Source organism: Sphaerisporangium rubeum (assembly GCF_014207705.1).
In the GTDB taxonomy this organism is placed as follows: domain Bacteria; phylum Actinomycetota; class Actinomycetes; order Streptosporangiales; family Streptosporangiaceae; genus Sphaerisporangium; species Sphaerisporangium rubeum.
Genome location: NZ_JACHIU010000001.1, coordinates 209,381 through 229,110, shown reverse-complemented (window position 1 = coordinate 229,110; position 19,730 = coordinate 209,381). Strand labels below are relative to the sequence as shown.

The 19,730-nt window shown below is 72.0% G+C and carries 17 protein-coding genes; 11 read left to right on the top strand and 6 right to left on the bottom strand.

Annotated elements, in window-relative coordinates; all coding sequences use genetic code 11:
* Positions 1-116 precede the first annotated feature (116 nt).
* Positions 117-773, bottom strand: a complete 657-nt coding sequence (locus tag BJ992_RS01060) for a response regulator (RefSeq protein ID WP_184978093.1) — start codon at positions 771-773, stop codon at positions 117-119.
* The gene (locus BJ992_RS01055) at positions 770-1,924 is read right to left on the bottom strand and encodes a sensor histidine kinase (protein ID WP_343072440.1); all 1,155 of its coding nucleotides are present in this window, start codon (positions 1,922-1,924) and stop codon (positions 770-772) included. The genes BJ992_RS01060 and BJ992_RS01055 overlap by 4 nt, the downstream gene beginning before the upstream one ends.
* A 120-nt stretch (positions 1,925-2,044) precedes the next feature.
* Here BJ992_RS01055 and BJ992_RS01050 point away from each other — a divergent pair, with 120 nt between their 5' ends.
* On the top strand, positions 2,045-3,175 hold the full coding sequence (locus BJ992_RS01050) for a DUF418 domain-containing protein (RefSeq protein ID WP_184978092.1): 1,131 nt from the start codon (positions 2,045-2,047) through the stop codon (positions 3,173-3,175).
* A 221-nt stretch (positions 3,176-3,396) separates the two neighbouring features.
* Positions 3,397-4,020, top strand: a complete 624-nt coding sequence (locus BJ992_RS01045; protein WP_246496484.1) for a lytic polysaccharide monooxygenase auxiliary activity family 9 protein — start codon at positions 3,397-3,399, stop codon at positions 4,018-4,020.
* Positions 4,021-4,037: 17 nt separating this feature from the next.
* Here the strand turns inward: BJ992_RS01045 and BJ992_RS01040 are convergent, their stop codons facing one another.
* Positions 4,038-5,123: a Gfo/Idh/MocA family protein gene (locus BJ992_RS01040; RefSeq protein ID WP_184978090.1), complete on the bottom strand. Its 1,086-nt coding sequence runs from the start codon at positions 5,121-5,123 to the stop codon at positions 4,038-4,040.
* Positions 5,124-5,310: 187 nt separating this feature from the next.
* Here BJ992_RS01040 and BJ992_RS01035 point away from each other — a divergent pair, with 187 nt between their 5' ends.
* The 9 genes from BJ992_RS01035 (at position 5,311) to BJ992_RS00995 (ending at position 16,513) form a co-directional block, all read left to right on the top strand.
* Positions 5,311-9,525: a bifunctional nitrate reductase/sulfite reductase flavoprotein subunit alpha gene (locus BJ992_RS01035; protein ID WP_343072439.1), complete on the top strand. Its 4,215-nt coding sequence runs from the start codon at positions 5,311-5,313 to the stop codon at positions 9,523-9,525.
* 97 nt (positions 9,526-9,622) lie between these two features.
* Positions 9,623-11,299: a protein kinase domain-containing protein gene (locus BJ992_RS01030; RefSeq protein WP_184978089.1), complete on the top strand. Its 1,677-nt coding sequence runs from the start codon at positions 9,623-9,625 to the stop codon at positions 11,297-11,299.
* A gap of 95 nt (positions 11,300-11,394) precedes the next feature.
* Positions 11,395-11,802 (top strand): TOBE domain-containing protein, encoded by a 408-nt coding sequence (locus BJ992_RS01025; protein WP_184978088.1) that lies wholly within the window; start codon positions 11,395-11,397, stop codon positions 11,800-11,802.
* 12 nt (positions 11,803-11,814) lie between these two features.
* Positions 11,815-12,609, top strand: a complete 795-nt coding sequence (modA, locus tag BJ992_RS01020) for a molybdate ABC transporter substrate-binding protein (RefSeq protein ID WP_184978087.1) — start codon at positions 11,815-11,817, stop codon at positions 12,607-12,609.
* The gene (gene modB, locus BJ992_RS01015) at positions 12,609-13,433 is read left to right on the top strand and encodes a molybdate ABC transporter permease subunit (RefSeq protein ID WP_184978086.1); all 825 of its coding nucleotides are present in this window, start codon (positions 12,609-12,611) and stop codon (positions 13,431-13,433) included. Before modA ends, modB begins: the two co-directional genes overlap by 1 nt.
* Positions 13,430-14,470 (top strand): ABC transporter ATP-binding protein, encoded by a 1,041-nt coding sequence (locus tag BJ992_RS01010; protein WP_425503634.1) that lies wholly within the window; start codon positions 13,430-13,432, stop codon positions 14,468-14,470. Before modB ends, BJ992_RS01010 begins: the two co-directional genes overlap by 4 nt.
* A gap of 49 nt (positions 14,471-14,519) precedes the next feature.
* Positions 14,520-15,527: a DNA topoisomerase IB gene (locus BJ992_RS01005; protein ID WP_184978085.1), complete on the top strand. Its 1,008-nt coding sequence runs from the start codon at positions 14,520-14,522 to the stop codon at positions 15,525-15,527.
* A 109-nt stretch (positions 15,528-15,636) separates the two neighbouring features.
* Positions 15,637-16,074, top strand: a complete 438-nt coding sequence (locus tag BJ992_RS01000; protein ID WP_221474631.1) for a MarR family transcriptional regulator — start codon at positions 15,637-15,639, stop codon at positions 16,072-16,074.
* 19 nt (positions 16,075-16,093) lie between these two features.
* Positions 16,094-16,513 carry a YybH family protein gene (locus BJ992_RS00995; RefSeq protein ID WP_184978083.1) on the top strand — a complete coding sequence of 140 codons (420 nt, stop codon included), beginning with the start codon at positions 16,094-16,096 and terminating at the stop codon, positions 16,511-16,513.
* Between the two features lie 11 nt (positions 16,514-16,524).
* On the opposite strand, the gene BJ992_RS00990 is transcribed toward BJ992_RS00995, so the two are convergent.
* Genes BJ992_RS00990 through BJ992_RS00980 form a run of 3 tightly spaced genes read right to left on the bottom strand, consistent with a single transcriptional unit; the run spans position 16,525 to position 19,722 of the window.
* Positions 16,525-18,132, bottom strand: coding sequence for an ABC transporter permease (locus tag BJ992_RS00990; protein ID WP_184978082.1), 1,608 nt, complete (start codon positions 18,130-18,132; stop codon positions 16,525-16,527).
* On the bottom strand, positions 18,129-19,046 hold the full coding sequence (locus BJ992_RS00985; protein WP_184978081.1) for an ABC transporter ATP-binding protein: 918 nt from the start codon (positions 19,044-19,046) through the stop codon (positions 18,129-18,131). The genes BJ992_RS00990 and BJ992_RS00985 overlap by 4 nt, the downstream gene beginning before the upstream one ends.
* Positions 19,024-19,722, bottom strand: a complete 699-nt coding sequence (locus tag BJ992_RS00980) for a TetR/AcrR family transcriptional regulator (RefSeq protein ID WP_184978080.1) — start codon at positions 19,720-19,722, stop codon at positions 19,024-19,026. Before BJ992_RS00980 ends, BJ992_RS00985 begins: the two co-directional genes overlap by 23 nt.
* Positions 19,723-19,730 lie beyond the last annotated feature (8 nt).

Here is a 19,730-nt window from a genome sequence, read left to right as displayed (position 1 = left end):
AACAGGACGCCAGGGTTGTGCAATTCGGCGAGACCCCGCTGAACAGGTCTTTTGTCCACAGGCGCCGGAGTTATCCACAGTTTCCACAGAGTCGTACACAGGTTCGAAACGGGGTCCTACCGTTGGCCCATCAGACCGTTCTCCCAGGCCCAGGCCGCGACCTCGACCCGGTTGCGCAGCCCAAGCTTGGCCTGGATGCCGGAAAGGTGGCTCTTGACCGTGCTCAGTGAGATGAACAGCTCGGCCGCGATCTCCTGGTTGGTGCGTCCTCTCCCGATGGCCCGCACCACCTCCGCCTCCCGGTCCGTCAACGGCCGCTCGGAGCCGCGCGCACCCGCCGCCGGCGGCCCGGTCAGGTGGCGCAGCAGCCGCAGCGTCACCGACGGCGACACCAGAGCGTCCCCGGCGTCCGCCGCGCGCACCGCCTCCACCAGCAGACCGGGTCCCGCGTCCTTCAGCACGAACCCCACGGCGCCGCCGCGCAGCGCGCCGTAGACGTACTCGTCGAGGTCGAAGGTCGTGACCACCACGACCCGCAGCGGATCGGCCACCCCCGGCCCCGCGAGCGCGCGGGTCACCTCGATGCCGTCCAGACGCGGCATCCTGATGTCCACCAGGCACACGTCCGGCCGCAGCCGCCGCGCCAGCTCCACCGCCTCCGCGCCGTCCGCCGCCTCGCCGACCACGGTGATGTCCGGCTGGTCCTCAAGGATCATGCGCAGCCCGCCGCGCACCATGGCCTGGTCGTCGGCCACCAGCACCCTGATCGTCACCGGCGCCTCCGGTCACCGATCGGCAGGGTCGCACGAACGCGCCAGCCCGCGTCCCCCGGTCCGGCGTACAGTGTGCCGCCGAGGGCCTCCAGCCGTTCCCGCATGCCGGTCAGCCCGTAGCCGCCGCGGTGCGGCCGGCCCTGACCAGGCGGCGCGTCGTCGGCGACCTCCACGACGACACAGCCGCCGTCACCGATGGCGCCGTTCTCGGTGACGGTGACCGTGACGGCGGTGGCGTGCGGCGCGTGGCGCGAGACGTTGGTGAGCGACTCCTGGACGACGCGGTAGACGGTGCTGGTGATCTCCGGCGGCCAGGACGGCTCGGCGGCCGGCAGCCGCAGGCGCACGGCGGGGCCGTGGCCGGCGAACCGGGCCGTGAGGTCGGAAAGGCTCTCGGGCCCGGACGTGGCCGGCGGGCCGTCGGCGGTGTCACGCAGCACGCCGACGACGCGGCGGGTCGCGTCGAGCGCGTCGGAGCCGGCCGTCTCGATGCCGGCCAGGGCCTCGACCGCCTGCTCGGGACGTCTGCCTGCGACCAGCCGTGCGGCCTGCGCCTGCACCACGATGCCGGTGATGTGGTGCGCGACCACGTCGTGCAGCTCCCTGGCCAGTGCGAGCCGCTCGTCGCGGCGCACCGTGCCGGCGACCACGCGGCGGTGCGCGTCGAACAGCCGCAGGTTCAGCCCCACGGCCAGGGCCCCGCACCACCCCGCGCCGCTCAGCACCAGCACCGGCGGCACACCGGGGGTCCGAGCGGCGAGGCCGCTGAGCACCACCACCACGAGGCCCATCCCGGCGATCACCCCGGCGCGCAGCACCGGCAGCGTCCGGATCGCGGCCCCCGCGAGCACCGCCAGCGCGAGCGTCATGGCCGGCCCCGGCTCCCCCGGCAACCCCGCCACCCGGGCCGCCACCGTCGCGACCCCGGCGACCACGAGACCGGCGACGGCCATCCGTCCTCTCCCCCGGTCGCGCGTCAACGCGACCGCGCACACCACCGCTCCGGCCGCGACGTCGAACCACCACTGGTCGCCGCCTCGCGCATGAGCGAGCTGCGCGGCCCACCCGGCGAGCAGCACGGCGAACCCGGCCCCGAGCCACCCGTCCACCGTGATCCCTCGCCACCCGGCGACCCGTTCCCGCACGTCCACACCGCTCAGGCTACGAGAACCCCCGCTCCCTCCGGACCGGCCGAAAGTACGGTCGTCCCCGGCCGGATCCCTCTTTCCGGCCGATGCCGTCCCGCGTGCGGCCGCACAGGATGAGGCCTCATGCGAGCAGACGACACACCTGTCAGGGAAGGCCGCCACGCCGGCGGCGCGCCGCGGTCCGGTACGGATCCCGGCGGACACGAGCACGACGGCACGGCCGCCGGTCCGCGGCGCAGGCGGATCGCGGCGCTCGACGTGATCCGGGGGGTGGCGCTGTGCGGGATCCTGGTGGTGAACGTGCAGCCGATCGCCGCCGCCGGGGCTCTGGTGGTGACGCCGGACACGGCCGGGGTGCCGTCGGAGGACGCCGGTACGTGGCTCGGGCTGTTCACCACAATGCGGTTCTTCCCGATCTTCTCGTTCCTGTTCGGGGTGGGGTTCTCGCTGCTGGCGGAGTCCGCGGCGGCCCGCGGCGCCGCTCCGCGGGTGCTGTTGCTGCGGCGGCTGGTGGCGTTGCTGGTGGTCGGGGCCGCGCATCACGTGCTGTTGTGGCAGGGGGACATCCTCGCCGTCTACGCCGTGGTTGGGCTGGTGGTGCTGCTGCCGTCGACGTGGTTGCCGCGGTGGGCCGTCGCGTGGCTCGCGGGGGGCCTGCTGGTGGCGGCGGTGGGGCTCGGCGGCGGACAGCTCGCCTTGGTGCCGGGGCTGTTCCTGCTCGGGTCGGCGCTCACGCGGTACGGCGTGGTCGCGGGGATCGAGCGGTCGGCCAGGCCACCGGCCGTGGCAGGGCTGCTGCTCGCGGCGGCGGCGGCGCCGGTGCTGTGGTGGCAGGCGAGCATGCCGGCGGACGCTCCGGCGTTCCGGTACGTGATGCCGGCCGGCGGGCTGCTGGTCGCCGGGGTGTACGTCTGCGTCCTGCTGGTGCTGCTCCACACGCCGCTGCGGCCGGTGCTGCGGGTGGCGTTCGCGCCGCTCGGACGCATGGCGCTCACCAACTACCTCACCGCCACCGTCCTGGTGCTGGCGATCACCCCGTTCCTCGGCGGCGCGCCGCACACCTGGCCGGCGACGCGGGTGCTGCTGGTCGCCGCGGCGATCCTGTCGGCGCAGTGGCTGTTCTCGGCGCTGTGGCTGCGCCGCTTCACGCAGGGGCCGCTCGAATGGCTCTGGCGGTGGGTCACCTGGGCCCGCCGGCCGCCGCTGCGCGCGAAATCACACGGCGCGTATGGCCGAGGTGAAATTTTCAACTGAACCGTGAGTGATCGACCGGCATTCTTATGGCTGGTCGTCCAACTAATTGTGATCCATTCGCCTGGTCAGCAGCCTGTTGACCAGGCATGGTCATTTGTGTGTCCGCATCGGGTCAGATACTTTCGCAGATGCGGGAGCGCTCCCATCACCCCGGACCCCGACCGGAAAATGGAGACCGCACGATGTCTCACCGTCCCTCACCGCGCCGGACGCTTCGCACCATGTCCCTGCTGGCCTGCGCGGCCCTGCTGTCCACCGTCGGCCTCACCGGCACCGCGTCGGCGCACGGCTCGACGATCAACCCCGCGTCCCGCAACTACGGCTGCTGGTCGCGCTGGGGCAACGACTTCCAGAACCCGAACATGCAGCAGCAGGACCCCATGTGCTGGCAGGCGTGGCAGACCGACGTCAACGCCATGTGGAACTGGAACGGGCTGTTCCGCGAAGGCGTCGCCGGCAACCACCAGGGTGCCATCCCGAACGGCCAGCTCTGCAGCGGCGGCCGCACCGAGAACGGCCGCTACCGCGCCATGGACACCCCCGGCGCCTGGAAGACGACCGCGCTGTCACGCACCTTCAACATCAACCTGATGGACCAGGCCCACCACGGCGCCGACTACATCAAGGTCTACATCACCCGCCAGGGCTACAACGCCACCACCACACCCCTGAGCTGGAGCAACCTGGAGCTCATCACCACGACCGGCCGTTACGCGCAGGCCGGCAACTACTACATCAACAACATCAACGCGGGCAGCCGCACCGGCCGCCACGTCGTGTACACGATCTGGCAGGCCTCCCACACCGACCAGTCGTACTACTTCTGCAGCGACGTCACCTTCTGACCGAGCGTCGCCGCTCCCTAGCGGGCCCAGGCCTCGCGGCCGGTCGTCACCGTCGTCCCCGTGCGCAGTGACTCATCGATCGCGAGGCCGATCAGGTGGTCCTGGCAGCCGTCGGCCAGCGGGTACGGCTCGGGGCCCTCGCCGCGGCACCAGGCCGTCATGCGGCACAGCAGGTCGACGACCGCGAGGTCGTCCTCGGAGAAGCGCGCACCCTGGTACTCGTTGCGGTACACCACACGGCCGTCGAAGGCGATGTGGTCCAGGTCGAAGCCCTCCAGGTTGAGGTCCATGCCGGTCTGGCGGCGCACCAGGCGCGACTCCACGGGGGTTCTCGGGTCCACGAGACGGACCACGCGGTCGTCCACGATCTCGCCGAGCGCGCCGCGCACGACGATCCGCCGCGCGCGCAGCGGGTTCCACCACTGGTTGTCGGTGAAGTCGTACAGGCCGGTGCCGCTCGCGAACGCCAGCGTGGCGATCGTGGTGGCCCGGTCCTGAGGCGTGGCGTCACCGGACCAGCCGTCCTTGGACAGCGGGTCGGCGAGCGGCGCGGTGAACGACCGCGCGTGGACCGCGGCGTCCTCGAAACCGGCGCCGAGCATGTGCCTGATCAGGGACACCGCGTGGTACAGGTGCGTGGAGGAGACCTGCACCGAGGTGACCCGGCCGATGACGCCGTCACGCAGCACCGCGAGCCGCGCCGCGTGTCCCGGCATCAGCAGGTACTGCTCGGCCACCTGCACCAGGCCGCTGTCCCCGACGGCGGCCCACAGGTCGCGCAGTCCGTCGGCGTCCGGGGCCGGAGGTGTCTCGGCGAGCACGGGGACACCGTGCCGCACGATCTCCTCGGTGGCCCCGGGGGTGACCGGCCACGGGACGGACGCGATGACGTACTCCGGCCGCTCGGCCGCGAGCATGTCCGCCACGGAACGGTACGCCGGCACCCCCCACCGCGCCTCGACCTCGGCGCCGCGCGCGGCGGTGCGCGTCACCACACCCGACACCGACAACCGCTCGGGTAGCGCCTCGGCGAGGCGCAGGAAGAACTCCGATCGCCATCCGCTTCCCACCACACCGAACCGGCCCGGCCGCGCAGCACTCATGACGCCACCTTCCCACGTGCGGACGGCCCCCACGGACGGTGAGGACAGTGAACTCGATGCTGCGCCGGTAAAGCGGATGTAACCCGGCCACGTCGGCGGAAGTGACAAGCGTGTAACAGCTCCTTCTTATGGTGCCGGGGTGACGTTCCCGCCACCGCTGTCGGGTGGTCGTTAAGAGGGGAGTCAGGTGACGGTGACCGGGTCGGGGCGTACCGCCACCACGGCGGTACGGACGGTCTGTTCCTACTGCGGCGTCGGCTGCGGCATGGTGCTCGACGTCGCGACGGACGCGAACGGCCGGCGTACGGCCGTGCGCGCCTCCGGCGACAAGGCGCATCCGGCCAACTTCGGGAGGCTGTGCACCAAAGGCGCGACCACCGCGGACATGCTCGCAGCGCCGGGGAGGCTCGGGACGGCGCTCGTCCGGTCCGCGCGCGGGTCGGTCCCGACGCCGGCCCCGATGGACGCGGCGATCGGCGAGACGGCGCGGCGGCTGCGCGAGATCATCGACGAGCACGGTCCCGACGCGGTGGCGTTCTACGTGTCGGGTCAGATGACCCTGGAGGCGCAGTACCTCGCCAACAAACTCGCCAAGGGTTTCGTGCGCACCAACCAGATCGAGTCCAACTCGCGGCTGTGCATGGCGAGCGCCGGCACCGGGTACAAGCTGTCGCTCGGCGCCGACGGCCCGCCGGGCTCGTATCAGGACTTCGAGCACGCCGACCTGTTCCTCGTCATCGGCGCCAACATGGCGGACTGCCACCCCATCCTGTACCTGCGGATGATGGACCGGGTGAAGGCCGGGGCCCGGCTCGTCGTCGTCGACCCCCGCCGTACCGCCACCGCCGCCAAGGCCGACCTCTACCTGCCGATCCGGCCCGGCACCGACCTCGCGCTGCTCAACGGCCTGCTCCACCTGCTCGTCGAGGACGGCCACGTGGACGAGGAGTTCGTCGCCGAGTTCACCGAGGGCTGGGAGGCGATGCCGGCGTTCCTCGCCGACTACCCGCCGGCCCGCGTCGCCGAGATCACCGGCCTGCCGGAGGACGACATCCGCCAGGCGGCCCGCATGATCGGCGAGGCCGGCGAATGGATGAGCTGCTGGACCATGGGCCTGAACCAGAGCACCCACGGGACCTGGAACACCAACGCGCTGTGCAACCTGCATCTGGCCACCGGCGCGATCTGCCGGCCCGGCAGCGGGCCGTTCTCGCTGACCGGCCAGCCGAACGCCATGGGTGGCCGCGAGATGGGGTACATGGGCCCCGGCCTGCCGGGCCAGCGCTCGGTGCTGGTGGCGGAGGACCGCCGTTTCACCGAGCAGCTGTGGGGCCTCCCCCCTGGCACGCTGCGCACCGACGTCGGCAAGGGCACCGTGGAGATGTTCTCCCGCATGGCCGACGGCGACATCAAGGCGTGCTGGATCATCTGCACCAACCCGGTGGCGTCGGTCGGCAACCGCAGGACCGTGATCGCCGGCCTGGAGGCCGCCGAGTTCGTCGTCACCCAGGACGCCTTCGCCGACACCGAGACCAACTCCTACGCCGACCTGGTGCTGCCGGCGGCGCTGTGGGCCGAAGGCGAAGGCGTGATGATCAACTCCGAGCGGAGTCTCACCCTGCTGAACGCGGCGGCGGACCCGCCGGGTGAGGCGCTGCCGGACTGGGAGATCATCGCGCGCGTCGCCTGCGCCATGGGGTACGCCGACGCGTTCACCTACGGCAGCGCCGAGGAGGTCTTCGAGGAGATCAAAGAGGCCTGGAACCCGAAGACCGGGTACGACCTGCGCGGCGTGACCTACGACCGGCTGCGCGCCACCCCCGTGCAGTGGCCGAGCGCCACCGCCGGCGGCGACGGCCGTAACCCCATCCGCTACCTCAACGACGGCACGAGCCAGCACCTCGCGGTACGTGAGGACGGCAGCCGTCCCCGCCTGGTCTTCCCCACCGCGAGCGGCCGCGCGGCGTTCTTCCCGCGTCCCCACATGCCTGCCGCCGAGCTGCCGGACGACGACTACCCTTTCGTGCTGAACACCGGCAGGCTCCAGCACCAGTGGCACACCCTCACCAAGACCGGCAAGGTCGCCAAGCTCAACAAGCTGAACCCCGGCCCGTTCGTGGAGATCCACCCCGGCGACGCGGCGTCCCTCGGGATCACCGACGGCGACCAGGTGCAGCTCTCCTCACGCCGCGGCCGCGCCGTCCTGCCGGCCGTGGTCACCGACCGGGTCCGGCCCGGCGACTGCTTCGCACCGTTCCACTGGAACGACCTGTTCGGCGAGTACCTCAGCGTCAACGCCGTCACCAACGACGCCGTGGACCCCCTCTCCTTCCAGCCGGAACTGAAGGCCTGCGCCGTCGCACTCACCAAGGTCGCCACCCCGGCCACCGGCACCCGGCCCACGATCCCCGCCGCCACCCCGGCCACCGGCACCCGGCCCACGATCCCCGCCGCCGACCCGGCGGACGGCTGGCCGGGTGCCGCCGCACCGGACGTCGCGGCGCTCGCACGCCTGCTCGGTATCGACACCGCGCCGCCGCCGTTCGACGAGCGGGAACGCGGCTACCTGTCCGGTTTCCTCGCCGGGCTCGGCGCGGCCGACACGACCGGCGTGCCGGTGCTGCCGCACGGCGCGCCGTTCGACCCCGGCCACGCTCTGTGGGTGGACGGCGCGCTCGCCGGCATGTTCTCCCGCGCGACGGGGACGGCCACCCTCCCCCGGCCCGCGCCGAGCGAGGAACGCCGGCTGATCGTGCTGTGGGCCTCGCAGACCGGCAACGCGGAGAACTTCGCCGTGACGGCCGCGCAGGCGCTCGCCGACGCCGAGCGCGCGCCGGTGCTGCTGAGCATGGCCGACTGCACCCCGGCCAGCCTGCCGGGCGGCGCGGACCTGCTGGTCATCACCAGCACCTTCGGCGACGGCGACGCACCCGACAACGGCGCCGACTTCTGGGACCGGCTCGCCGACCCCGGAGCTCCCCGCCTGGAGCAGGTGCGGTTCTCCGTCCTCGCCTTCGGCGACACCAGCTACGCCGACTTCTGCGGTCACGGCCGCCGCCTCGACAAGCGCCTGGAGGACCTCGGCGCCGTACGGCTCACCCCCCGCGTGGACGTCGAACCCGGCGACGAACAACCCGCGCACCAGTGGCTCGACCAGGTCATCCAGGCCCTGACCACCACAGCCCCCACCGAACACGTACGCACCGAACCCGTCCCCGCCGAACCCGTCTCTTTCCCCGTACCCGCGCCGTCCCGCGCGCCTTCGAGCCCTCCGGTCACCGAACGGCAGCCCCTGGACGTCACCGGCACCGCGCTGCTGACCGGCAACCGCCTGCTCAGCCTGCCAGGCGCCACCAAGGAGGTACGGCGGTTCACCTTCCACACCGGTGAGGAGCCCCTGCCGTACGAGACCGGTGACGCGCTCGGCGTGTGGCCGGTGAACCCGCCGGAGCTGGTCGCCGAATGGCTGACCGTCACCGGCCTCGACCCGGCCGCCGTCGTCACCGTCTCAGGCGAGGACCTCCCCCTGAGCGAGGCGCTGCGCCACCACGACATCACCAGGATCTCCCCGGACCTGCTGCGTTTCGTCGCCGACCGCGCACGCGACGACCGCCTGCTCAGGAAGCTGCTGCGTCCCGACAACCGCAACGAGCTGGCCCAGTGGACCTGGAGCAGACAGGCCGTCGACGTCCTCGCCGAGTTCCCCGTGGACGCCTCCGCGCAGGAATGGGCCGCCACACTCAAACGGCTCCAACCCCGCAGGTACTCCATCTCGTCCAGCCCCCTGACCAGCCCCGGCGAGATCAGCCTGACCGTGTCGGTGGTGCGCTTCGACAACCAGCACGGCCGCCGCCGCAGCGGCGTCTGCTCGGGTCACCTCGCCGACGTGCCTCTGGGTACCGCGATGCCGGTCTTCGTCCGCCGCTCCCCCCATTTCCGTCCCCCCGCCGACCCCGCCACCCCCATGATCATGATCGGCCCCGGCACCGGCGTGGCCCCCTTCCTCGGCTTCCTCGACCACCGCCGCGCACTCGGCCACCAAGGCCGCAACTGGCTCTTCTTCGGCGAACAACGCCGCACCACCGACTTCTACTACCGCGAGGAACTGGAGTCCCTCCAGGAAGACGGCGTCCTCACCCGCCTCGACCTGGCCTTCTCCCGCGACCAGCGCGCCAAGGTCTACGTCCAGGACCGCATGCGCGAACAAGGCGCACGCCTGTGGTCCTGGCTCCAGGACGGCGCCTACCTCTACGTCTGCGGCGACGCCACCCGCATGGCCAAGGACGTCGACCGCACCCTCCGCGAGATAGCCCACCTCCACGGCGGCCTCACCCCGGAAGCCGCCGACGCCTACCTCAGGAAACTCACCGCCGACCGCCGCTACGCGCGCGACGTCTACTGAGCACTTTCTGCGGTGGAACACACCGCTATGTGAGAAGTTCTGCTCCAGACTGGTGTCCTTCTGAGAGTGGTCTTCGGCCGGGGATGGTGGAACGCCTGTGGGTCGCGAGGCGCTGCGGGTGGAGGATCCGCGCCGGGTCGGACGGTTCCAGATCGTGGCACGGCTGGGAGAGGGTGGCCAGGGAGTCGTCTACCTCGGCGTGGCGGATGGCGGAGAACAAGCGGCGGTCAAGGTGTTCCACTCGTCGGTCCGGGTGGGCCAGGAGTCGGGGATCGTCAGGGAGCTCACGGCGGCGCGGCAGGTCGCCGAGTTCTGCACAGTGCGGATCCTGGAGATCGGGCTGGAGGCCCGGCCGCCGTACATCGCCAGTGAGTACGTCGAAGGGCCGACCCTGCAGCATGTGATCGAGAACGACGGGCCGCGGCACGGCGCGGGACTGCACCGGCTGGCCATCACGACGATCACGGCGCTCGCGGCCATCCACCGGGCCGGAGTGGTGCACCGGGACTTCAAGCCGGGGAACGTGCTGATCGGAGCGGACGGGCCGCGGGTCATCGACTTCGGGATCGCGCGGTTGACGGGTGCGTCGGTCACGACCGGAGGTGCGGCGGGTTCGCCGGCCTACATGGCGCCGGAACACTTCAAAGGAGAACGCATCGGGCCAAAGGCGGACGTTTTCGCTTGGGGGTCGACGATCGCCTACGCGGCGACAGGAGCGCCGCCGTTCGGCGGGGACACGCTGGCAGCCATCGCCTACCGGATCCTGCACGACGAGCCCGATCTCGGCGCGCTGCCCGCTCCGCTGCGGAACGTCGTTGCGCCGTGCCTGGCGAAGGACCCGGCGCTGCGGCCCACGGCCAAGGACGTACTGCTGCGGCTGCTCGACGACAAAGGGGACACGACGGCGGAGGTCGCCGTCCCCGTGCCGGCCGGCGGACCAGATGGCGTCACGGCACCGGGGAAGCCGGTCTCGCGGCGAACGCTGCTCGCCTCTGTCGCTGGAGGTGTCGTGGTCGCGGGTGGCGGGGCGGTGCTGGCGTACGCCACCGCCAGGCGAGAGGAGCCGAAGCCTCCGGTGACATCGCCGGCCGGCCGGAGCCAGGCGAGCGCGACGCCGTCACCTTCACCGTCCCGGGTGGCGCCGCCGCCGGCGAACGCGATCGAGCTGGCGGCCGCGATGGACACCGCGGTGACGGCCCGGCCGGTGGCGGACTTCTCGTTCATGGGTGGCTTCGCCGAGAGCAGCGCCTTCGCTCGCGCGTCCGGACGCCTGGCGTACGGCCCCGCCGGGCCGGACGGACCCGGTTTCGACATACGTGTGCGCGGGTCAGGGGAACGGGTGGTGGTGCTCGGCCTCACGGGCTACGCGATGAACCACGGCAAGAAGGCGTTCGATCTCTACGCCGAGCCCGGCGGAGGTGAGCGTCCGGCGTACGCGGAGGCCGCTTCCATGGTGGCGGCCACCGCGTCCGTGCTCACGATCCTGGAGCTCATCGCGGCGAGCCGCGGCGTGCGGCGGAAAGGCCGCACGTACTCGGCGAGCATCTCCACCAGTTCCGCCGGCGTCGGCCTGCATCAGCTGTTCGGGCCGTGGAACGCGAACCTCGACGCGACGTACCTGTCCTACTCCATCACTATCGACGGGTCGGAGCTGCCTACCAGGTTCGAGCTGACGTGGAAGGTTCCGGTGGGAGGCGCCGGGTTCTACGAGTCGAGCTTCGTCACGTCGTACGGAAACTGGCGTTCGGGCCCACCCATCACCGACCCGACATGACCTTGCCGATACGATGAAGAACCAGGAACAGGTATCGCTGATGCTGACTTAAAGGGCTATCTAGCCTTGCATATGCGAATGTATGCTGATCTCTTGTGACGATGTTCCAGATCAGTGAGGCCGCCGCTTTGCTCGGGGTCAGTGCCGACACCGTGCGGCGGTGGGTGGATGCGGGGCGGCTGGCGGCGGAGCGGGACAGGAACGGGCATCGGCTGGTGAGTGGGGCCGATCTGGCGGCGTTCGCGCGGCGGAGGGTCGCTGAGGACGAGGGGGCGGGGCAGTCTTCGGCGCGCAACCGGTTCAGGGGGATCGTGACCGAGGTGGTCAGGGACGCGGTGATGGCGCAGGTCGAGATCGCCGCGGGGCCGTTCCGTGTGGTGTCGCTGATGAGCCGGCAGGCGGCGGACGAGCTGGGGCTGGAGCCTGGAGTGGTCGCGGTGGCCGTGATCAAGTCCACGAACGTCGTCGTCGAGATCCCCGAGCCGGCGCGTACGGCCGGATAGACAGGAGTCCTCATGCTGTTCGGACGACTTCCGCGGTGGGCCGCCGGCCTGGTGCTCGTGCTGGGGATCGCCGGGTGCGGATCGCCGCAGCCGGCGGCGCATCAGGGATCCGCGCCTGCCTCCTCCGGGGCCGCCGCCACGGAGGTGACCGTCTTCGCCGCGGCGTCGCTCACCGGCACGTTCACCGAGCTCGGCAAGATCTTCGAGGCGGCTGATGCAGGGACCACGGTGAAGTTCAACTTCGGGTCGAGCGCCACGCTGGCGCAGCAGATCACACAAGGCGCGCCGGCCGACGTGTTCGCCGCCGCCAGCCCGGCCACCATGAAGACCGTCACCGACGCGGGGCTCGCCGGCACACCGGTGACGTTCGTGCGCAACAAGCTCCAGATCGCCGTGCCGGCCGGCAACCCGGCCAAGGTGGACGACCTGCGGGATCTCGCCGACCCCAAGGTCAAGGTCGCGTTGTGCGCCGAGCAGGTGCCGTGCGGGGCCGCGGCGGTCAAGGCGCTGGCGGCGGCGGGCCTCACGGTCACGCCGGTCACGCTGGAACAGGACGTCAAGGCCACGCTCACCAAGGTCGAGCTCGGCGAGGTGGACGCGGCGCTGGTCTACCGGACCGATGTGATCGCCTCGGGAGGCAAGGTGAAGGGTATCGAGTTCCCCGAGGCCGACAAGGCGATCAACGACTATCCCATCGCGACGCTGAGCAAGGCCCCGGCGGGTGACCTGGCCCGACGGTTCGTCGACCTTGTGGTGTCGCGGCAGGGCAAGGACGTGCTCGCCAAGGCAGGGTTCGACACGGCCTGATGACCTCGGCGCCACCCGCTCGGCACACCGGGCCCGGCGCGGCCACCGGCCGTCCGCCGTGGGGCCTGGTGGTGCCGGCGGTGCTCGGGCTGGCGTTCCTCGTGCTGCCGCTCGCGGGGTTGCTGGTGCGTGCGCCGTGGTCCACGTTGCCGCGGCGTCTCGCCGAGCCGCAGGTGCTTGAGGCGTTGCGGCTGTCGCTGGTGACGGCGACCATCGCGACGGCTGTGTGCCTGCTGCTCGGGGTGCCGCTGGCGTGGCTGCTCGCGCGGATGGAGTTCCCCGGACGGCGGGTGGTGCGGGCCCTCGTCACCGTGCCGCTCGTGCTGCCTCCGGTGGTCGGCGGTGTGGCGCTGCTGCTGGTGCTCGGCCGGCGAGGGCTCGCGGGGCAGTGGCTCGAGTCGGCGTTCGGCGTGACGCTGCCGTTCACGACGGCGGGGGTCGTGGTGGCCGAGGCGTTCGTCGCGATGCCGTTCCTCGTGATCAGTGTGGAGGGTGCGCTGCGCGCGGCCGACCAGCGGTTCGAGGAGGCGGCCGCCACGCTCGGCGCGTCGCGCTGGACGGCCTTCGTGCGGGTCACCCTGCCGCTGATCGCTCCCGGCGTCGTGGCCGGTGCGGTGCTGTGCTGGGCCCGTGCGCTTGGGGAGTTCGGCGCGACCATCACCTTCGCCGGCAACTTCCCCGGCACGACCCGCACCATGCCGCTCGCGGTGTACCTGGCGCTGGAGACCGAACCGGAGGCGGCGATCGTGCTCAGCCTCGTGCTGCTCGCGGTCTCGGTGGCCGTGCTCGCCAGCCTGCGTGACCGGTGGGTGAGCGGCCCGTGAGCCCGCTGCTGACCGCGCGCCTGGTCGTCGAGCGGCCCGCCTTCCGGCTGGACGTCACCCTGGACGCCGCCGCCGGGGAGGTCGTCGCGTTGCTCGGCCCGAACGGCGCCGGCAAGACCACGGCGCTGCGCGCGCTGGCCGGGCTGACCGCGCTGTCCGCAGGCGGCGAGATCAGCCTCGGCGGCGAGGCGCTGCACACCCTGCCGGCCGACCGGCGGCCGATCGGCATGGTCTTCCAGGACTACCTGCTGTTCCCGCACCTGTCCGCCTTGGACAACGTCGCCTTCGGCCCGCGCTGCCAGGGAGCGGGCCGCGCCGAGGCCCGGCGGGTCGCGGCGGAGCTGCTCGACCGGGTCGGGCTGGCCGGGTACGCCGCCGTGCGGCCGGGCCGGTTGTCCGGGGGGCAGGCGCAGCGGGTGGCGCTGGCCCGCGCGCTCGCCGTACGGCCCCGGCTGCTGCTGCTGGACGAGCCGCTCGCGGCGCTGGACGCGCACACCAGGCTGGAGATCCGGGCCGGGCTGCGGCGGCGCCTCGCCGGGTTCGACGGCGCGACGGTGCTGGTCACGCACGACCCGCTGGACGCCATGGTGCTGGCGGACCGCCTGGTGGTGATCGAGGACGGCGCCGTCGTGCAGCGCGGCACCCCGCAGGAGGTCGCGCGCCGGCCCCGTACCGACTACGTCGCACGCCTGGTCGGCCTCAACCTGTACCGGGGGACGGCGGACGGCGGAAGCGTCACGGTGGGTGAGCTGACGCTGAGCGCGTCGGAGCACCTCGGCGGGCCCGCGTTCGTCGCCTTCTCCCCCGCCGCGGTGGCCCTGTACCGCACGCGGCCGGACGGCAGTCCCCGCAACCTGTGGCAGGCCCGCATCGATGGCATCGAACGGCACGGCGACAACGTGCGTGTGCACCTCGGCGGCCCGGTCACCGCGTTCGCCGACATCACACCCGCCGCGCTCGCCGACCTCGACCTGGCGCCGGGACAGTCGATCTGGGCCGCGGTGAAGGCGGCGGAGACGCACGCGTACCCGGCATGAAATGCGCCTTTACCGAAATGATCGGTTGTTTCCCGGGTAGGGGAGGCGAGTGGACGAGCTTCGGCAAAGCGATCCCGCCGAACCGGGAATCATCCGGCGGCGCAAAGGCCGCGGGTTCCGCTACTTCTACGCCGACGGACGACCGGTGCGCGACCGCGCCACGCTGGCGAGGATCAAGGCGCTGGTTCTACCACCCGCGTGGTCGGAGGTGTGGATCTGCCGGTGGCCGGACGGCCACATCCAGGCGGTGGGGACCGACGCGGCGGGCCGGCGGCAGTACCGGTACCACGACGTGTGGCGGGCCGAGCAGGACAAGATCAAGTTCGACCGGGTGGCCGAGATGGCGGAGCGGCTGCCGAAGTTCCGCGACCGGGTGGCCGGCCATCTGACGCAGCGCGGCCTGACCAGGGAACGGGTGCTCGCGACGGCGGCCCGCATGCTCGACAGCGGGTTCTTCCGCGTCGGCGGGGAGTCCTACGACTCGTTCGGGCTGGCCACGCTGCGCAGAGAGCACGTCACCTGCTCGGCCGGCCGGGTGACGTGCTCCTACCCCGCCAAAGGCAACAAGCCGCGCGAGGTGCGGATCAGCGATCCCGAGGTGTGCAAGGTCGTCACCGCGTTGCGGCGCGGAGATGACGACGACCGCGGGGAGCTGCTGCGCTACAAGGCCGACGGCCGGTGGGTGGACGTGCGCAGCGAGGACATCAACGAGTACCTGCGGGAGACGATGGAGTTCGAGGCCACGGCCAAGGACTTCCGCACCTGGCACGCCACCGTGCTCGCCGCCGTCGGCCTCGCCGTCTCGGTGCGCGCGCGGTCCGCACGGGCCCGCGCCAAGGCGGTGGCGCGAGTGATGCGCGAGGTCGCCGACTACCTCGGCAACACCCCGGCGGTGGCCAGGGCCTCCTATGTGGACCCCCGTGTCGTCGAGGCCTACGAGAAGGGCTGCACGATCGACCGCGCGCTCACCGAACTGGGCTCGCAGGCCTCCGACGGCCGGCTGGCGACCCACGGCGATGTGGAACGCGCCGTCCTGTCGCTGCTCCGCCGGTCGTGACCAGGGATTTCACCGGTCGGGTGGGGTGCGGCGACGTCCCGGAAAGAATCCGATGTCCAGGCCACAGAACACTTGCTTAAGCTATCTTAATCAAGCTAGCTTAAACATTGTGGACGACACCACCCTTCTCGCTCGTGACCTGCGCGTCGCCGTCGGCCGCGTCGCGCGCCGCATGCGGCAGCTCTACGCCACCCCCGCGAGCGCCGGCGGCACGACGTTCACCGAACTCGCCGTCCTGTCCCGCCTGTACCGCGAAGGCCCGACGACCCCCGGCACCCTGGCCGCGGGAGAACGCGTCACCGCGCAGGCCATCGCACCCGTGCTCACCGCACTGGAACGCCGCGCGCTGGTCGACCGCACCCCCGACACCGGCGACCGCCGCCGCGTGATCGTCACCTTGACCGAAGCCGGCCGCACGCTGCTCGAAACCCGCGAACAGGCCGTCATGGCCGAGCTCATTCGCACCCTGGCGACCTTCGACGACGCCGAACGCCGAAACGTGCTGGCCGCCATCCCCCTGCTCGAACGCCTAGCCGACAACCTGTGACCCCCCACGAGGAGCCCCGATGTCCGACCAGGTCAGCGAAGAGGTCCGCACCTTCTTCGAGGAGTTCTCCCGCGCCGGCGACACCCTGGACACCACCGCCATCTCCACCCAGTTCGCCGACACCTTCCTCAGCGCCGACCCATCCGGCACCCAGCCCGTACCCAGGTCCGCCTTCCTCGCCGCACTCCCCGCACGCGAGAAACTCTTCGCCTCCATAGGCGTCGGCTCCATCCACCTCACCTCCCTCACCGAGACCAGACTCGACGACCACTACATCCTCGTCGACACCCGCTGGCAGGGCACCCCGGCGACCCCAGGCGGCGAGCCACTGGACCTCTCCTCCGCCTACATCCTGCACCGCGCACCGGACGGCACCCTGCGCATCGTCTTCTACCTCAACCACCAGGACCTCAGGGAGATCGTCCGCGCACGCTCGTAGCCGGACCCTCCTCACAGGACAGGCATGTCGCGGCGCCGTAGCGCCGCCAGGCCCGCGACGGCGAGCAGGGCCGCGACGGCCGTCAGCGTCACGAGTGGGGTCGCGGTCACCTCGCCACCCGGCAGATGCGGCACGTGGGTGAACGGTGAGATGTCCAGCACCCAGCGGTCCACGCCGATCGCGCCGCCGACCAGGCTGATCAACAGGCACAGCGCGAGCGCGGCCCAGCTCACAGTGGCCAGGCGTGGCAGCAGGCCGGTCAGCAGGACCGCCACGGCGGTCAGCACCCACACGGCCGGCAGCTGCGCGAGCGCTCCAGGCAGCACCCGTGCGACCTGGCCGCCGACGTCGCCGGCGCTCATGCCGAAGCCCAGCCCGAGCGCCAGTCCCGAGGTGACGAGCGCGGCGGCGGGGCCGACCGCGGCGAACACCAGGTGGCTGCCGGCCCAGCGCAGCCGGCCGCTCGCGGTGCCGAGCACCGGCTCGGCGCGGCCCTCGCTCTCCTCGGTACGCAGCCGCAAGGTGGCCTGGACGCCGTACGCCGCGGCGATCAGGCCGAACAGGTTCATCATGGCGGAGATGTAGCCGTCGACCAGGCCGCTCACGCCGCCGAGCCGCGCGACGATGTCGGACATCTCCCGGCTGGCCGCCACCAGGTCGCCGACGCTGTCGGCGACGCCGCCGAGCAGCAGGCCCACCACGGCGAACGTCGCGAGCCACCCCGCGAGCAGGCCGCGGTGCAGCCGCCAGGCGAGCGCCAGCGGTGAGCGCAGGCCGGGCCCGGCGTACGCGGGACCGAGCCGCGGCGGCAGCAGGCCGGCGCCGACGTCGCGGCGCGCGGCGAGGACGACGGCCGCCACGACGAGCGCCACGGCGACGGCCACCGCGAGCACGGCCGGCGCCGGGTCGTCACCGCTGTACGGCGCGATCTTCTGGCCCCAGCCGATCGGCGACAGCCAGGTCAGCCACGACAGCGGTCCGCCGGAAAGAGCGCTGACGTCGCCGGTGAGCCGGAGGACGTACACCACGCCGAGGGTGACGACGGCGAAGGTCCTGGCGCCGCCGGCGCTCTCGGTGAGCTGCGCGGCCACGGCGCCGACCGCGGTGAACACCCAGCCGCACACCGCGAACTGCAGGCCGAACAGCCAGGAGCCGGTGGCGGGAAGTCCCTGTCCGAGCATGCCGAGCGCCAGGATCACGCCGAGCACGGCGCCGGCGGCTCCGGTCGTGAGCACCGCGGCGGCGAGGCCCGCGTGCCGTCCGGTCACCGTGGCGCCGAGCAGTTCGCGGCGGCCGGTCTCCTCCTCGGTCCTGGTGTGCCGGATGACGGTGAGGAGGCTGAACAGGCCGATGACGACCGGGATGAACCCGGCGCGCCACGCGACCAGCTCGCCGACGCTCGACCCGGTCAACGGCCCGTACAGCGCGATGAAGCCGGCGTTCCCCGTGCTGGCGTCGGCGTATCCCTGGCGTCCCTCGGCCGTCGGGAACAACTCGTTGATCGACACGACGTACGAGACCGGCACGACCCCGAGGACGATCACCCACAGCGGCATGAGGACGCGGTCGCGCCGCAGGATGAGGCGTGCCAGCTTCCCGGTCCCCGCCAAGGCGTTCATCGGACCGTCTCCGCCGCGCTCGTCGCGCCGTCGCGCTCGTAGTGGCGCAGGAACAGCTCCTCCAGGGTCGGCGGCCTGCTCACGAGGCTGCGCACTCCGGCGGCGGCGAGTTGCCGCAGGGCCGGGTCCAGCGCGCCGGGGTCCACCTCGAACCGCACGTGGCCGCCGTCGGCGCGCAGGCCGTGCACGCCGTCCAGATCGGCGAGGCCGGGGACCGGGGTGGACAGTTCGGCGTCGATGGAGGTGCGGGTGAGGTGACGCAGGCCGTCCAGGGTGCCGCTCTCGACGGCCCGGCCCTCGCGCACGATGGTGACCCGGTGGCACAGGGCCTCGACCTCGGACAGGATGTGGCTCGACAACAGCACCGTGCGATCACCCCGGCGCAGCTCCTCGCGCACGACCTCGCGGAACACCTCCTCCATCAGCGGGTCGAGGCCGGAGGTCGGCTCGTCGAGCAGAAGCAGCTCCACGTCGGACGACAGCGCGGCGACCAGTGCGACCTTCTGCCTGTTGCCTTTGGAGTAGGCGCGGCCCTTCTTGCAGGGGTCCAGGTCGAACCGGCCGAGCAGCTCGTCGCGCCGCCGCTTGTTCAGCCCCCCGCGCAGCCGGCCGAGCAGGTCGATGATCTCGCCGCCGGACAGGCCCGGCCACAGGGTCACGTCGCCGGGTACGTAGGCGAGCCTGCGGTGGAGCGCGGTGGCGTCGGCCCAGGGGTCGCCGCCGAGCAGCCGTACGGTCCCGGCGTCCGGCCGGATCAGGCCGAGCAGGACACGGATCGTGGTGGTCTTCCCGGCGCCGTTCGGTCCGAGGAAACCATGGGCCTCTCCGGTGCGCACCGACAGGTCCAGCCCGTCGAGCGCGCGGGTGCGGCCGAATGTCTTGACCAAGCCCTCAGCGTGGATCGCCTCGGTCATCGTCGTACTCCTTCGGGTGCGCGGTGTGCCGCGCGCCGCCTGTGGGGGAACCGCGCTGGAGCCGCTCCAGCGTGGCGTGCAGCTCCGCCGCGACCTCCGGGCTGAGCAGAGCGTGCGAGTAGAAATCCACCAGCCCCCGTGTCATGCGGACGTATCCCTCGGTCTCCTGCACATCGGCGCCGAGTACGCGGGAGAGCTGCTCGTGCATGGTGTAGAGCCCCATTTGCATGACGAGCATCACGGCCACGTAGGCCCGTGGGTCGGACACGGCGATGCCCTGCTCGGCCAGCCACTCCTCGCCGAGCCTGAGGTTGCGGTCGAACATCGCCGTGGCCCGGTCGGAGCCGTCCATCATGGACCGTACGAGGTAGCGCTGCAGGCGCAGCACCGACGGATGGACCTCGATCAGGAAACCGGAGTTGACGTGGCCTGCCTGGAAGAGCTCCGCGCGGATCTCGTCCAGCCGGTCCATGGCGTAGGCGTCGCACGCGTCGCGCAGCGCCTCCTTGGAGCCGAAATGGTGGCGGACCAGCCCCGGGGACACCCCCGCCTCGGCGGCGATGTCCCGGATGGGGGCCTTACCGATGCCACGCTCGGCGAACAGCTGGAGAGCCGCGTCACGTATCCGGGCTCGGGCCGTCAGATCCTCGGCCGCCGGGGACGGGCCTGCCACCATGCTCGCTC